At 55.3% G+C, this 14986-nt stretch carries 16 protein-coding genes; 11 read left to right on the forward strand and 5 right to left on the reverse strand.

The genetic code is table 11. The features are described 5' to 3' along the window. From C5687_RS25060 to ldtE, 9 genes are all read left to right on the forward strand, one after another. Positions 1-292, forward strand: a 292-nt coding sequence (locus tag C5687_RS25060; RefSeq protein WP_104556976.1) for a hypothetical protein, incomplete at its 5' end; no start/stop codon positions are given. Beyond that, the gene (locus C5687_RS11545; protein WP_047958363.1) at positions 292-798 is read left to right on the forward strand and encodes a YqhG/Tai3 family protein; all 507 of its coding nucleotides are present in this window, start codon (positions 292-294) and stop codon (positions 796-798) included. The genes C5687_RS25060 and C5687_RS11545, both read left to right, overlap by 1 nt. Positions 799-1349: 551 nt before the next feature. Then, positions 1350-1718 carry a Fe-S cluster assembly scaffold SufA gene (sufA, locus tag C5687_RS11555; protein ID WP_025757299.1) on the forward strand — a complete coding sequence of 123 codons (369 nt, stop codon included), beginning with the start codon at positions 1350-1352 and terminating at the stop codon, positions 1716-1718. 8 nt (positions 1719-1726) lie between these two features. Further along, positions 1727-3217, forward strand: a complete 1491-nt coding sequence (gene sufB, locus C5687_RS11560; RefSeq protein WP_025757298.1) for a Fe-S cluster assembly protein SufB — start codon at positions 1727-1729, stop codon at positions 3215-3217. A gap of 9 nt (positions 3218-3226) precedes the next feature. Next, entirely contained in the window at positions 3227-3973 is a 747-nt protein-coding gene (sufC, locus tag C5687_RS11565; protein WP_025757297.1) for a Fe-S cluster assembly ATPase SufC, read from the forward strand. Beyond that, the gene (sufD, locus tag C5687_RS11570) at positions 3948-5219 is read left to right on the forward strand and encodes a Fe-S cluster assembly protein SufD (protein WP_104556977.1); all 1272 of its coding nucleotides are present in this window, start codon (positions 3948-3950) and stop codon (positions 5217-5219) included. Before sufC ends, sufD begins: the two co-directional genes overlap by 26 nt. After that, positions 5216-6436, forward strand: a complete 1221-nt coding sequence (gene sufS, locus C5687_RS11575; protein ID WP_104556978.1) for a cysteine desulfurase SufS — start codon at positions 5216-5218, stop codon at positions 6434-6436. Before sufD ends, sufS begins: the two co-directional genes overlap by 4 nt. Positions 6437-6450: 14 nt before the next feature. Continuing rightward, positions 6451-6867, forward strand: a complete 417-nt coding sequence (gene sufE, locus C5687_RS11580) for a cysteine desulfuration protein SufE (RefSeq protein WP_025757294.1) — start codon at positions 6451-6453, stop codon at positions 6865-6867. A 97-nt stretch (positions 6868-6964) separates the two neighbouring features. After that, positions 6965-7978, forward strand: a complete 1014-nt coding sequence (gene ldtE / locus C5687_RS11585) for a L,D-transpeptidase LdtE (protein ID WP_095440809.1) — start codon at positions 6965-6967, stop codon at positions 7976-7978. 60 nt (positions 7979-8038) lie between these two features. Here ldtE and lpp read toward each other — a convergent pair whose 3' ends face one another. The 5 genes from lpp to C5687_RS11605 all read right to left on the reverse strand — a co-directional run bounded on the left by lpp (position 8039) and on the right by C5687_RS11605 (position 12902). Beyond that, positions 8039-8275: a murein lipoprotein Lpp gene (gene lpp, locus C5687_RS11590; protein WP_001082307.1), complete on the reverse strand. Its 237-nt coding sequence runs from the start codon at positions 8273-8275 to the stop codon at positions 8039-8041. Between the two features lie 309 nt (positions 8276-8584). Further along, positions 8585-9997: a pyruvate kinase PykF gene (gene pykF, locus C5687_RS11595; RefSeq protein WP_045284943.1), complete on the reverse strand. Its 1413-nt coding sequence runs from the start codon at positions 9995-9997 to the stop codon at positions 8585-8587. Positions 9998-10004: 7 nt separating this feature from the next. Then, complete coding sequence (gene ynhH / locus C5687_RS25365; RefSeq protein ID WP_420796107.1) at positions 10005-10301, reverse strand: protein YnhH; 297 nt, start codon at positions 10299-10301, stop codon at positions 10005-10007. 73 nt (positions 10302-10374) lie between these two features. Next, positions 10375-11520, reverse strand: a complete 1146-nt coding sequence (locus tag C5687_RS11600; RefSeq protein WP_095451459.1) for a trans-sulfuration enzyme family protein — start codon at positions 11518-11520, stop codon at positions 10375-10377. Between the two features lie 11 nt (positions 11521-11531). Beyond that, entirely contained in the window at positions 11532-12902 is a 1371-nt protein-coding gene (locus tag C5687_RS11605) for a pyridoxal-phosphate dependent enzyme (RefSeq protein WP_025758307.1), read from the reverse strand. A gap of 400 nt (positions 12903-13302) precedes the next feature. Between C5687_RS11605 and C5687_RS11610 the strand changes: the two genes are divergently transcribed. Together C5687_RS11610 and C5687_RS11615 are read left to right on the forward strand one after the other, a co-directional pair. Next, entirely contained in the window at positions 13303-14325 is a 1023-nt protein-coding gene (locus C5687_RS11610; protein ID WP_045284941.1) for a methionine ABC transporter ATP-binding protein, read from the forward strand. Beyond that, positions 14318-14986, forward strand: a complete 669-nt coding sequence (locus C5687_RS11615) for a methionine ABC transporter permease (RefSeq protein ID WP_047958370.1) — start codon at positions 14318-14320, stop codon at positions 14984-14986. The genes C5687_RS11610 and C5687_RS11615 overlap by 8 nt, the downstream gene beginning before the upstream one ends.

Raw genomic sequence — 14986 nt, forward strand, 5'->3', positions numbered from 1 at the left:
GTATACCCGCCTGGCTATCCTGGCTGGCGGTGTTAAGGTACCGAACACAGATTATGCAAAAGATTATGGGGCGGAATTATTACGTGCTGGGTTCAGTGAGCTGCCGCCCGGTTCAACTTTAATTTCGGGCGATGTGGCTGTAATACAGCCGTACCCCGGTGGAAATGGCATAGGTCACATGACTATGTATGACGGTAAGCAGTGGATTTCGGACTTTGTACAAAAAAGCATGTATCCGGGTCCAGGGTACCGAAAAATGCAACCCCCCTTTAAAATTTACAGGATGCATTGATGAAAAGGATATTTCTATCATTCGTTATGTTGCTGGTGGGATGTAGTTCGACTGCCAGTGATGATCAGGATGCGAAAGACGCTACTGAGTCATTTTATAAATCCTATCTTTCCGCATTCGGTAGTGATGATGCCAGGCCTTATCCTGCCGATGAACTGCGTAAATATGTTTCCGCTGATACGATTGCCCGGATTGATGCCATTCAGGAAATCTATGAACAAGAGTTAATAGAGTCTGACTATTTTACGTATACCCAGGATTATTCTCGCGAATGGATACCTGCGTTACGAGTGGAAAACGCAAGGCCATTTTTAAACGGTGAAGTAGTGCAGGTCATTGAGGGAGCCGGTGGAGGGAAAACCATGCACCTTGAAGTATTTCTGCGTCGTGAAGATGATGCATGGAAAATCTACCGCGTTCGTGACATAACGAATAATCACGAGCACCCAATATTTAATGCCGGAGCATTAACCCAAGCGAAAGCTGCAGCAGAAAGTGGGCTTTAAGCTGTAAAACACTCTTCCAGCCTCGGTGCATGCCGGGGCTTTTTCTGGTGGAATGGACACTGCAATTGCCTCGTCACCCAAAGATTTCACTAATATCCTCCACGCAGTGCCCATACCATTCAACCCGCGCATCGGCGGGTTTTTTATACCTTCCATTCAAGCTTCCCGTGCCGCTTTAAGCCCTGAGGAATAGGGAATTTCTGAGCAACAGGCATTTTTCCCGGATACGCGAGATCGAGAAGATGAATAGCGTTACGAGAAAATTGCCTGTTTTCACGGAAGTCAGAAAAGCTATCTCAAAAATAGGCATTTCCGATGCATATTTTACTTTTCTCCTCTCTGTCATCACCGCTGCAACAAAATGCATTATTAATCAATGTATTGAACAATTAAATCCATCCTGCCTGCATCCTGCCACAGGGTCTATGCTTAATAAAAGTAGGCAAAAAGGGCGGTTTAGCCGAATGCCCCTGCTGACAGAGGGTTGAAGTGATAATCGTTATCACTAACATGGTGTTATGCCCTGATGGCTTATCAGATGAGGTGGACCTATGGAACTGCATTCAGAAACCTTTAATCCTGCCGATTTTAGCTGGCGCGGTTTAACGCTGACGCCCGCGGCGGCGGCACATATTCACGAGCTGGTGGCGAAAAAGCCCGAGATCCTCGGTGTGCGTCTTGGGGTCAAACAGACCGGTTGCGCAGGCTTCGGTTACGTTCTCGACACCGTCACCGAGCCCGAGAAAGATGACCTGGTGTTTGAGACGGACGGTGCAAAATTATTCGTCGCACTGCAGGCCATGCCGTTTATCGACGGTACCGAAGTGGACTACGTCCGCGAAGGCTTAAACCAGTTATTCAAATTCCATAACCCGAAAGCCCAGAACGAATGCGGCTGCGGCGAAAGCTTTGGGGTATAGGCGGTACTATGTCTCGTAATACTGAAGCAACGAGTGAAGTAAAGACCTGGAGCGGTGGACACCTCAACTATAAAGAGGGGTTCTTCACCCAGCTGCAGACGGATGAACTGGCGAAAGGCATTAACGAAGATGTCGTTCGGGCGATCTCGGCAAAACGTAACGAGCCCGAGTGGATGCTGGAATTTCGCCTGAGCGCTTACCGCGCCTGGCTGGAGATGGAAGAGCCGCACTGGCTGAAAGCCCATTATGACAAGCTGAACTATCAGGACTACAGCTACTACTCTGCACCCTCCTGCGGCAGCTGTGATGACACCTGCGCCTCGCAGCCCGGCGCGGTGCAGCAGACCGGCGCGGAAAACAGCTTCCTCAGCAAAGAGGTGGAAGAAGCCTTTAACCAGCTGGGCGTGCCGGTTCGCGAGGGCAAAGAGGTGGCGGTGGACGCTATCTTTGACTCCGTCTCGGTGGCCACCACCTACCGCGACAAGCTGGCCGAGCAGGGGATTATCTTTTGCTCCTTCGGCGAAGCGATTCACGATCATCCGGAACTGGTGAAAAAGTACATCGGGACCGTGGTGCCCTCTAACGACAACTTCTTCGCGGCGCTCAATGCGGCGGTGGCCTCTGACGGCACCTTTATTTACGTGCCGAAAGGGGTACGTTGCCCGATGGAGCTCTCGACCTATTTCCGCATCAATGCGGAAAAAACCGGTCAGTTTGAACGCACGATTCTGGTGGCTGACGAGGGTAGCTACGTCAGTTACATCGAAGGGTGCTCCGCCCCGGTCCGCGACAGCTATCAGCTGCATGCGGCGGTGGTAGAAGTCATCATCCATAAAGATGCCGAGGTGAAATACTCCACGGTGCAAAACTGGTTCCCGGGCGACGGCAATACCGGCGGTATTCTGAACTTCGTCACCAAGCGTGCGCTGTGCGAAGGTGAAAACAGCAAGATGTCGTGGACCCAGTCGGAAACCGGGTCTGCCATCACCTGGAAGTACCCGAGCTGCATCCTGCGCGGCGATAACTCCATCGGTGAGTTTTACTCGGTGGCGCTCACCAGCGGGCATCAGCAGGCCGATACCGGCACCAAGATGATCCACATTGGTAAAAACACCAAATCGACCATTATCTCGAAAGGTATCTCCGCCGGGCACAGCCAGAACAGCTATCGCGGGCTGGTGAAGATCATGCCGACGGCGACCAATGCGCGAAACTTTACCCAGTGTGACTCGATGCTGATTGGCGCAGACTGCGGCGCGCACACCTTCCCGTATGTCGAGTGTCGCAACAACACCGCCCAGCTGGAGCATGAGGCGACGACGTCACGCATTGGCGAAGATCAGCTCTTCTACTGCCTGCAGCGCGGGATCAGCGAAGAGGATGCCATCTCGATGATCGTCAACGGCTTCTGTAAGGACGTGTTCTCTGAACTGCCGCTGGAATTTGCCGTTGAAGCCCAGAAACTCCTCGCCATTAGTCTTGAACACAGCGTCGGTTAAGGAAAGCACATGTTAAGCATTAAAGATTTACAGGTTAGCGTGGAAGACAAAACCATCCTGCGTGGCCTCAATTTTGACGTCAAACCGGGTGAAGTTCACGCCATTATGGGGCCGAACGGCTCCGGGAAAAGTACGCTTTCGGCGACGCTGGCCGGGCGTGAAGATTACGAAGTCACCCGCGGCTCGGTCGAATTTAATGGCAAAGATCTGCTGGAGATGTCGCCGGAAGATCGTGCGGGAGAGGGCATCTTTATGGCCTTCCAGTATCCGGTTGAGATCCCGGGCGTCAGCAACCAGTTCTTCCTGCAGACGGCACTGAACGCGGTGCGCAAGTATCGTGGCCAGGAGGCTCTGGATCGCTTCGATTTCCAGGATCTGATGGAAGAGAAGATCAAGCTGCTCAAAATGCCGGAAGATTTATTGACCCGCTCAGTCAACGTCGGCTTCTCGGGCGGCGAGAAAAAGCGTAACGATATTCTGCAGATGGCGGTTCTGGAGCCCGAGCTGTGCATTCTCGATGAGACCGACTCCGGTCTGGATATCGACGCCCTGAAGATTGTCGCCGATGGCGTTAACGCGCTGCGCGACGGCAAGCGTTCGTTCATTATTGTCACCCACTACCAGCGCATTCTGGATTACATCAAGCCGGATTACGTCCACGTGCTTTATCAGGGACGTATTGTGAAATCCGGTGATTTCACGCTGGTTAAACAACTGGAGGAGCAGGGGTATGGCTGGCTTACCGAACAGCAGTAATGCGCTCCAGCAGTGGCACCGGCTGTTTGAAGCCCAGGGGGGGACACGTTCTGAGCAGGCGCAGCAGCATCTGCAGCAGATGCTGCGCCTCGGCCTGCCGACGCGTAAGCATGAGAACTGGAAATACACCCCGCTTGATGGCCTGTTGAACGGCGAATTTGTTTCTCGGCTGGCGGATATCAGCCCGGCCCAGCGTGATGCGCTGGCACTGAACGTTGATGCCCTGCGGCTGGTGTTTGTTGACGGGCAGTTCCGTCCTGAGCTGAGCGACAGTACTGAAGAGAGCGGTTATACGATTACCCTCGATGATGAACGCCAGAGCCTGGCGGCTCCCGTGCAGCCGGAGGTGTTTCTGCATCTTACCGAGAGCCTGGCGCAGAGCGTGACGCATATCCACGTTAAGCGTAACCAGCGCCCGGCAAAACCGCTGTTACTGCTGCATATCACCCAGGGGCTCGACGGTGACGAAATCAATACCGCGCACTATCGCCATCATCTTGAACTGGCGGAGGGGGCCGAGGCCACGGTAATCGAACATTACGTCAGCCTTAACGAGGTCAGGCACTTTACCGGATCGCGTCTGACGATGAATGTCGCCGCCAATGCACGACTTCACCACATCAAGCTGGCGTTTGAGAATGGGCAGAGTCACCACTTTGCCCATAACGATATTGTGCTGGCTCAGGATGCCGCAGCTTTCAGCCACAGCTTCCTGCTCGGCGGGGCGGTGCTGCGCCACAACACCAGCACCCAGCTCAACGGTGAAAACACCACGCTGCGCATCAACAGCCTGGCGATGCCGGTTAAATCAGAAGTGTGCGATACGCGCACCTGGCTTGAGCACAACAAGGGCTACTGCAACAGCCGCCAGCTGCACAAAACCATCGTCAGTGACAAAGGGCGCGCGGTGTTTAACGGCCTGATTAACGTGGCGCAGCACGCCATTAAAACCGACGGGCAGATGACCAATAACAACCTGCTGCTAGGCCGCCTGGCGGAGGTGGACACCAAACCGCAGCTGGAGATCTATGCCGACGACGTGAAATGCAGCCATGGCGCCACGGTCGGAAGGATCGATGACGAGCAGATGTTCTACCTGCGTTCCCGCGGTATTGACCAGCAGGCGGCGCAGAAGATGATTATCTATGCGTTTGCCGCCGAACTGACGGAAGCGCTGCACGATGGTCAGTTAAAACAGCAGGTGCTGGACCGTATTGGCCTGCGTCTGCCTGGAGGCGAAGCATGAGTTTTCCCGTCGAGAAAGTCCGGGCCGATTTCCCGGTTTTGACCCGTGAAGTCAACGGGCTGCCGCTGGCCTATCTGGACAGCGCCGCCAGCGCGCAGAAGCCGAATCAGGTGGTGGATGCGGAGGCGGAGTTCTATCGCCACGGTTACGCCGCCGTGCATCGGGGGATCCATACCCTGAGCGCGGAAGCCACCCAGCGCATGGAGAACGTGCGCACGCAGGTGGCCGCCTTTCTCAATGCCCGCTCGCCCGAAGAGCTGGTGTTTGTGCGCGGCACAACCGAGGGGATTAACCTTGTCGCCAACAGCTGGGGCAACGCCCAGGTACGCGCAGGGGATAACATCATCATTACCCAGATGGAGCACCACGCGAATATCGTGCCGTGGCAGATGCTCTGCGAGCGCGTTGGGGCGCAGCTGCGGGTGCTCCCGCTCAATGTTGACGGGACGCTGCAGCTTGAGCTGCTTGACGGCCTGCTGGATGACCGCACGCGGCTGGTGGCGGTCACCCAGGTTTCCAACGTGCTGGGGACCGAAAACCCGGTCGCAGAGATCGTCGAGAAGGCCCATCTGGCGGGGGCGAAAGTGCTGATTGACGGCGCTCAGGCGGTGATGCACCACGCGGTTGACGTCCAGGCGCTGGACTGCGATTTCTACGTGTTCTCCGGCCACAAGCTCTACGGCCCGACCGGGATTGGCGTGTTGTATGTGAAAGAAGACATCCTGCAGGCGATGCCGCCGTGGGAAGGGGGCGGGTCAATGATCGCCACCGTTAGCCTGACGGAAGGCACCACCTACGCCCTTGCTCCGTGGCGTTTTGAGGCGGGTACGCCCAACACCGGGGGCATTATTGGGCTGGGGGCGGCGGTTACTTACGTTTCGGCGATCGGCCTTGAGGCCATTCAGGAGTATGAACAGCTGCTGATGCACTATGCCCTTGCGGAACTTGCCAGCGTACCGGATCTGACCCTTTACGGCCCGCCTGACCGGCAGGGGGTGATTGCGTTCAATCTCGGGAAACACCATGCCTATGACGTGGGCAGTTTCCTCGATAATTACGGCGTAGCGGTCCGTACCGGGCACCACTGCGCCATGCCGCTGATGGCGTTTTACCAGGTTCCGGCAATGTGCCGCGCATCGCTGGTGATGTACAACACAACGGAAGAGGTCGACAGGCTGGTGGCGGGGCTAAAACGCATCCATCAGCTGCTGGGCTAACAAAGAGGCGAAAGATGGCAGATCTGCCGGACAAAGATAAATTACTGCGTAACTTCTCGCGTTGCGCAAACTGGGAAGAGAAGTATCTCTACATTATTGAGCTGGGACAGCGTTTACCGCCGCTCAGCGAAGAGGCGCATTGCCCGGAGAACAGTATTCAGGGCTGTCAGAGCCAGGTCTGGATTGTGATGGCGCAGTCGGATGACGGCACTATCGAACTGCGCGGCGACAGCGATGCTGCCATTGTTAAAGGGCTTATTGCGGTCGTTTTCATTCTTTATCACCAGATGTCGGCTCAGGATATTGTCGCGTTCGATGTCCGTCCGTGGTTTGAAAAAATGGCCCTGACCCAACACCTCACCCCGTCCCGTGCTCAGGGACTGGAAGCGATGATTCGCGCCATCCGCGCCAAAGCTGCAATCCTTAGCTAGACTTACAGAACAGCATTCATTCTGTTTCGCGAGGTGGTTCCCGCCTCGCTGGTTTTTCAGCTTTCTGGCATCCTGCCAGTGAATAAGGAATCTCAGCATGAAGCGCGCGTCTCTCATAACTCTATTACTTATCAGTTCGCTCGGTGCCCTTCATTCGGCCCGCGCGACGGACTATCCATTGCCGCCCGCAGGCAGCCGTCTGATTGGGCAAAATCAAACCTACACGATACAGGAAGGGGATAATAAACTGCAGACCATCGCCCGCCGGTTTAATACTGCGGCGCAGGTGCTACTGGAGACGAACAATACTATTGCGCCGGTCAACCCTGCGCCGGGCACCGTCATTACCATTCCGTCGCAGATGCTGCTGCCGGACACGCCGCGCGAGGGGATTGTGGTGAACCTTGCCGAGCTTCGCCTGTATTACTTCCCACCGGGGGAAAATATTGTTCAGGTCTTCCCGCTCGGTATTGGGCAGTTGGGGCTGGAAACCCCGGTCACCACTACGCGGGTGAGTCAGAAAATCCCTAACCCCACCTGGACGCCCACGCCGGGGATCAGAGCCCGCTCGCTGGAGCAGGGGATTAAATTGCCTCCTGTGGTCCCTGCCGGGCCAAATAACCCCCTGGGGCGCTACGCACTGCGTTTAGGCGTGGGTAATGGGGAATATCTCATTCACGGCACCAGCGCGCCGGACAGCGTCGGCCTGCGGGTCAGTTCCGGCTGTATGCGGATGAATGCTCCGGACATTAAAGCCCTGTTCGAACAGGTGCGGGTGGGCACGCGGGTACAGATTATCAATGAACCCGTGAAGTTCTCCGTTGAGCCAGATGGTAAACGCTATATTGAAGTTCACCGTCCGCTGGCGCAGGTGGAGGGGGAAAACCCGCAGGTCTCGCCAATTAGCCATTCCGCCGACTTTGCGACCTTTGTGTCTCAGGCGGGAAGTGATAAAGCGCTTATTGATAAAGCCCTGTCACGTCGTGCCGGGATCCCGGTTGTGGTCTCCGCCGGTAACGGCCCGTCTGCCAGTAATAGTGTGTTGTCGGTGCAGAACAGTCGGGTGTCTGCTGCGGTTGCGGAAGATGAAGGGGAGAAGGTGACGCAGTAGTGGTTTGACGCAGGCAAAAAAAATGGCGCACAATGTGCGCCATTTTATTAACAGGTACTATTACTTACGGTATTTAGTAGCCTGGTTGTCCAGACGCTGGTTAGCGCGAGCTGCGTCGTCTTTAGCAGCCTGAACGTCGGAACGCATTGCGTTCACGTCGTTGCTCAGCTGGTCAACTTTAGCGTTCAGAGTCTGAACGTCAGAAGACAGCTGATCGATTTTAGCGTTGCTGGAGCAACCAGCCAGCAGAGTAGAACCCAGGATTACCGCGCCCAGTACCAGTTTAGTACGATTCATTATTAATACCCTCTAGATTGAGTTAATCTCCATGTAGCGTTACAAGTATTACACAAACTTTTTTGGGTTGAGAATATTTTTTTGATGGGAATACACCTATTTTTGATCGTTCGCTCAAAGAAGCACCGAATCAGCCCTTTTCGGGCAAAAATCTAAGGAAAAAAAGGCATTTATCATCGGATTCATCTTAGATAATTCGCAATTAAATAGAAAAACCCGATTTGCAATTTGAATGAGTTTGGCTAATGCCGGGAATAAAAAAAGCGCCCAATGGGCGCTTTTTATCCAAATTAATTCGCTCGGGAATTATTACAGCACGTGAACAGATGCGGTATTGGTGGTTCCGCTTGGTACCAGGGCACCAGAAACCATTACCACAACGTCGCCTTTCTGAGCCAGACCGCTTTCCAGAGCCAGTGCTTTACCCTGAATGTAGAAATCGTCGGTAGAGGCGATCTCTTTAACCAGGTGCGCAACTACGCCTTTGCTCAGTACCAGCTGACGAGCGGTAGTTTCGTTGGTGGTCAGGGCCAGGATGGTCGCATCCGGGAAGTATTTACGCACGGCGCGCGCAGATTTACCGCCCTGGGTCGCGACCACGATCAGTGGCGCTTCCAGTTTCTCAGCAGTTTCTACCGCACCGCGGCATACTGCTTCGGTGATACGCAGCTTGCGGCTGTCGTTGTTAAAGTCCAGACGGCTGGTCATCACGCGGTCAGTACGTTCGCAGATGGTCGCCATGATGCCGACCGCTTCCAGCGGGTATTTCCCTTTCGCGGATTCACCGGACAGCATCACCGCATCGGTACCGTCGAGGATGGCGTTTGCCACGTCGCCTGCTTCTGCGCGGGTTGGGCGTGGGTTCTTGATCATGGAGTCCAGCATCTGCGTTGCGGTGATAACCACTTTACGCGCGCGAACACACTTCTCGATCATCATCTTCTGCGCGAAGATCACTTCTTCAACCGGGATTTCAACGCCCAGGTCGCCACGTGCAACCATGATGCCGTCAGACGCTTCGAGGATTTCGTCGAAATTGTTCAGGCCTTCCTGGTTTTCAATTTTGGAGATGATCTGGATCTTCTCGCCGCCGTGCGCTTTCAGGTGCTCACGGATTTCAACCACGTCAGAACGTTTACGGATGAAGGAGGCGGCAACGAAGTCAACGCCTTGCTCGCAGCCGAAGATCAGGTCCTGCTTGTCTTTTTCAGCCAGCGCTGGCAGCGCGATGGAGACGCCTGGCAGGTTAACGCCTTTGTTCTCACCCAGGTCGCCGTTGTTCAGCACTTTACAGATAACTTTGTTACCTTCGATAGCGGTGACTTCCATCCCGATCAGACCATCGTCGACCAGTACGGTGTTCCCGACGGACAGGTCGCTGGTGAAGCCTTCATAGGTCACTGCAACGATTTCGCTGTTACCGACCACAGACTTGTCAGTGGTGAAGGTGAAGGTCTGGCCCGCTTTCAGAGAGACGTCATTACCGCCTTCCAGTTTGATGGTACGGATTTCAGGACCTTTGGTATCCAGCAGGATGGCGGCTTTTTTACCGGTCTTGCTCATCACGTTGCGCAAGTTCTGGATGCGCTGGCCGTGCTCAGCGTAATCACCGTGGGAGAAGTTCAGACGCATCACGTTCATGCCGGCATCCAGCATTTTGCTCAGCATCTCTTCAGATTCGGTTTTCGGGCCGATAGTACAAACAATTTTCGTCTTTTTCATGACAGTCTTAGTCTTTAAGTTGGGAAGGATATGGAAATCTCGCTCCGGGGGCGCACCGCCGCGGAGTCAAACCTGTGTTGCAAAAGAGTATATGACACGCACTAAGGATAGGAGACATCAAATGAGCGTGCAGAAGAAAGTGTGCCTGAGTGACAGCCCAACGAAGGAGAGGAGAAGTTGTACGTTGTTTTTTGTATTCCAAGCGCTGAAACCATTCACCAGGGGCCAGGCGCGCATTATACGCTGATTTTAAGATAAAAGGAAAATGGAAACGGTGTTTCAGAAATAATCTGTGCAGTTTCACATAATATTGTTATCAAGGCGTTAAGCCATGATGACAACTTATGGCGGCAGGTGATTGACCTGCCGCAATTTGCTTATTTTTGCAGCGCCTGACTGAGGTCGGCAATCAGGTCTTTCGGATCTTCAATCCCTACAGACAGGCGGATCAGCTGCGGCACAATGCCGTTTGCCAGCCGTTGCTCAAGGGGAATTGAAGCGTGAGTCATGCTGTAAGGCTGGCTCACCAGACTCTCCACGCCGCCGAGGCTTTCCGCGAGGGTGAACAATTTCAGGTTGCGGATAACCTCCGTTGCGCGTTGCGCATCGCCTTTTACCACCACAGAAATCATCCCACCCGGCAGGGCCATTTGCGTGCGGGCGAGGCGATACTGCGGGTGGGACTCCAGCCCTGGATAGAACACTTTTTCCACCAGAGGATGTTGCTCCAGCCATTGCGCAATCGCCAGCGCGTTAGTGCTGTGCTTTTCCACCCTCAGCGCAAGCGTGCGAATACCGCGCAGCGTCAGGAAACTGCTGAACGGATCCAGAACACCACCCACCGCGTTCTGCAGATAGCCGAGCTTGTCAGCCAGCGCCGGGTTATCACCCACTACAGCCAGCCCGGCAACGACGTCGGAGTGACCATTAAGGTATTTAGTGGCGGAGTGCACCACGATATCGAAGCCTGACTCAAGAGGGCGATGGATCACCGGCGACGCGAAGGTGTTGTCCGCCACGCTGATGACGTTATGACGACGGGCAATCGCCGCGATGGCCGCCAGGTCCGCCAGCTTCAGCAGCGGGTTGGTTGGGGTCTCGACCCAGACCATCCGCGTCTCCGGGCTAATGGCGGCCTCAAGCCCGGCCAGGTCGTCCGGCTTAACCCAGTTGACCTGCAGACCGGTGCTGCGCTTGCGCACGTTTTCGATCAGACGATACGTCCCGCCGTAAACGTCATCGATGGCAACGATATGGCTGTCTTTATCCAGCAGTTCAAGCACCGTGGAAATCGCCGCGAGACCGGAGGCAAACGCGTAGCCGCGCGTGCCGCCTTCCAGTTCGGCGATGGCGGTCTCCAGCGCATGGCGGGTGGGGTTGCCGCTGCGCGAATATTCATAGCCGGTATGTTCACCGGGAGCGGGTTGCGCAAACGTCGAGGTGGCGTAAATCGGCGGCATCACCGCCCCGTGCTGATCGTTGAACTCACCGCTGTGTACGCTCAGGGTTGCCAGGTTTTTCATCATCTCTTCCTTTATTGCTGTAGTCGGTTGCGCCATGCGGTCAGCACGTCGCTGCGCGTAATCAGACCGAGAAAACGGTCGTTGTCATTAATCACGGCCACCAGACCGCGGTCGAAGATGGCGTGCAGGGCGCTCTCCGGGGCGTGTTTATCCAGGAATTCCACCTGACGCGTCATGGCCGCCGTCACCGGAAGCGCGAAGCGATCGCCGTCGCCGCCGATATGCCGCAGCAGATCCCATTCGTCAATAATGCCCACCACCTTGCCGTTCTCCAGCACCGGTAGCTGGGAGATGTCATACAGACGCATGCGCGCCAGGACAGTGGAGAGCGTGTCATCCGGGGCGGCGGTGACGGTGGCGCCTTCATCGTGGCGCAGGGCGATGTAGTCGGAGAGATCGCCGGCCTGAGGGCGAGTAAGCAGCCCCTGCTGGCGCATCCAGTCGTCGTTGAACATCTTCGAGAGATATTTATTGCCGCTGTCGCAGGCGAAGGTCACCACGCGTTTCGGCGTGGTCTGCGCCTGGCAATACTTCAGCGCGGCCGCCAGCAGCGTGCCGCTGGAGGAGCCCGCCAGAATGCCTTCTGTTTTCAGCAGCTCGCGCGCGGTTGCAAACGCTTCGCGGTCGGTGATGCGCCAGGCGCGATTCACGCCTTCAATGTGGGCCAGCGGAGGAATAAAGTCTTCACCGATCCCCTCAACCAGCCATGAGCCTGCATCGTGGTAACGTCCGGTTTCGACCTGATCGGCCAGAACGGAGCCGGCCGGATCTGCCAGAACAAACTCCGTGTGCGGAGAGTGTTCGGCGAACCACGCCTGCAGACCGCCCAGGGTACCGCCTGAACCGACCCCGACCACGATGGCGTCGATGTTACCGTCAAGCTGCTCATACAGTTCCGGTGCCGTGGTGGTGCGGTGTGCCAGCGGGTTGGCGGTGTTATTGAACTGGTCGATGTAAAACGCACCGGGCAGCTCACTGGCCAGACGCTGGGCGTAATCCTGGTAATAGGCCGGATGGCCCTTATTGACGTCAGAGCGGGTCAGCACCACCTGGGCACCCAGCGCGCGCAGGTGGAAAATCTTCTCGCGACTCATTTTGTCCGGCACCACCAGGATCAACGAGTAGCCCTTCTGGGCGGCGATCAGCGCCAGGCCCAGTCCGGTATTCCCGGCCGTGGCCTCAATAATCGTGCCGCCCGGCTGCAGCTTACCGGTGCGCTCCGCTTCGTTGATCATCGACAGCGCCACGCGGTCTTTAATGGAGCCGCCCGGGTTCTGGTTTTCGAGCTTCAGAAACAGCGAGCAGGGACCGGTATCGAGCTTGTGCAGCTGGATGAGCGGGGTACGTCCAATCAGTTCGGTGACGGAGTGGTAAATCGTCATGATGTTTTCCTTTCTGGAGGTCATGACGGGATGATAGGGCGGCGAAATTTTCGCAAGAAAGAACCATTCACTGCCTTTTAGAACAGAAAGGAATATATATGACGTTTTTGGATGTCAGGACAGCAAGACGTAAAGTTGTCTGGATGTGAGGATGGCTATACTGGCATAAAATGCTGCAAAAATGAGCGTTTTTGCCGGGTGTCCGCCAGCAGATATGCATCAGGCAGATAATCATTGCTGAAATTGGTCTAAATGCTTCCCACCCGGTAAATCCGCTATTTATTCCCCAAAGTTATAACACATTCTTTTTTGTTCATTTAAAAGCTGATAACGCCTGTTTACTATCGTTTGGACATCCATACTGCTAAACCGCCACGAGCGGCACGGATAATGAATAAGAATGATCGTTCTCAGTAATATTTCGAAGGTTTTTGACAACGGAAAGGTGGCGCTCACGGCCGTTGATAATGTCAATTTGACGATAGCACAGGGACAGATATACGGGATTATCGGTTACAGCGGGGCAGGTAAAAGCACGCTTATTCGCCTGCTGAATGGTCTGGAAAAACCGAGCAGCGGCAGCGTAACCATCAACGGGCAGAACATTTCTGCCGCAAAAGGTGAAGCACTGCGCCAGGCACGTCTGAAGATCAGCATGGTGTTTCAGCACTTCAACCTGCTGTGGTCGCGCACGGTCAGCGAGAATATTGCGTTCTCGATGCAAATTGCCGGCGTACCGAAAGCCGACATTAAGGCCCGCGTGGCCGAGCTTATTGAACTCGTTGGTCTGAAAGGTCGCGAGCATGCGTACCCGTCACAGTTGAGCGGTGGGCAAAAGCAGCGCGTGGGCATTGCGCGTGCGCTGGCTAATCGCCCGGATGTACTGCTCTGCGATGAAGCCACGTCCGCGCTCGACCCGCAGACCACCGATCAGATCCTCGATCTGCTGCTGGATATCAACCGTCGCTTCCAGCTGACCATTGTGCTGATCACCCACGAGATGCATGTGGTGCGCAAAATCTGCGACCGCGTGGCGGTGATGGAGAACGGTAAAGTGGTGGAAGAGGGAGACGTGCTGAGCGTCTTTACCCATCCGCAGCAGCCGATTACGCAGCAGTTTGTCCGCCAGGTGAGCCAGTACGCTGAGGAAGAAACCTTCAATACCGAACTGGCAAACGATTTGGAAGGGACGGTGATCAGGCTGACCTTTACCGGGCACAGCACGCATAAACCGATCGTCGGTGAACTGACCCTGCGCTACGGCCTGCCGTTTAATATCCTGCACGGCAAAATGACGCAAACCGCCCACGGCGTGTTTGGCCAGCTCTGGGTGCACGTGGTGGCATCCGATGAACAACTGAACAATATCCTCGCCGATCTGCAGCACAGCGATATTGAGGGTGAGGTAATTAAACATGGCTGAGAATCTCTTTCCGCATCTTAAATGGGATCAGCTTTGGGCGGCGACGCTGGAGACGCTGTACATGACGGCGCTTTCCGGCGTGGCGACCTTCGTTCTGGGCATCGTCCTCGGTCTGGCGCTGTTTTTAACCGCGCGCGGCGGGCTGTTCCACAACCGCACGGTCTACAGCGTCATTTCCATTGTGGTGAACGTGTTCCGCTCGATTCCGTTCATCATTCTGATTGTCCTGCTGATCCCGTTCACCAAGACCGTTGTGGGCACCATTCTTGGCGCCAACGCGGCGCTGCCGGCGCTGATTGTGGGCGCGGCACCCTTCTACGCACGCCTGGTGGAGATCGCCCTGCGTGAGGTGGATAAAGGCGTCATCGAAGCCACACGCTCGATGGGCGCTCGACTGAGCACGTTAGTGTTTCGGGTTTTACTGCCGGAATCATCACCTGCACTGGTATCGGGTATTACGGTAACGCTCATTGCGCTGGTGAGTTACAGCGCCATGGCGGGGGTGATTGGCGCCGGCGGGTTGGGAAATCTGGCTTATCTGGAAGGATTCCAGCGCAACCATGGTGACGTCACGCTGGTGGCAACGGTGACCATTCTGATCATCGTTTTCATTATCCAGTTCTGCGGCGACGCCATTACTTCTCTGTTAGATAAACGCTAA

The organism is Enterobacter sichuanensis, from assembly GCF_002939185.1.
Lineage (GTDB): Bacteria > Pseudomonadota > Gammaproteobacteria > Enterobacterales > Enterobacteriaceae > Enterobacter > Enterobacter sichuanensis.